General features: G+C 66.6%; 1 pseudogene. It reads right to left on the reverse strand.

Annotated features, from left to right (window positions below):
* Nucleotides 1-369 (reverse strand): annotated as a pseudogene (locus DY467_RS25575) (beta-ketoacyl-ACP synthase III); the annotation flags it as partial.
* Nucleotides 370-455 lie beyond the last annotated feature (86 nt).

Below are 455 nucleotides of genomic sequence, written 5' to 3' on the forward strand. Positions count from 1 at the left end.
GCACAGCACCGCGCCGATCCGCTCGCGCGGCTTGCCCCAGCGTTCGATCGCCTGCTCGGCCGCGGTCACCGCCATCTCGGCGAGGATCGACAGTTCGTCGTTGGAGCGCTCCGGAATGATCGGGCGCATGATCTCCGGATCGACGATGCCGGGCTTGGCCACCACGTAGCGCGACTTGATACCCGAGGCCTTCTCGATGAATTCCGAGGACGACGGCTGCAGCGGCTCGATCTCGCCGGCTTCGATCCGCGCTTGGTTCGCCGCGTTGAAATTCGCCACATAGGTGTTGAACGCCTCCACCAGCTCGGCATTCGAAACGCTGTCGGGCGGGGTGTAGAGGCCGGTCGCGGCAATGACGGCAGGGCGCACGGAAAGCTCCAGGCTCAGTGGCTGAGTGAGAGGACCGCCGGCCAAGCGATCCGCCGCGCCCTGCCGGTATCCGACGCCGTTTCACC

The organism is Rhodopseudomonas sp. BR0G17, assembly GCF_010907025.1.
Lineage (GTDB): Bacteria > Pseudomonadota > Alphaproteobacteria > Rhizobiales > Xanthobacteraceae > Rhodopseudomonas > Rhodopseudomonas palustris_H.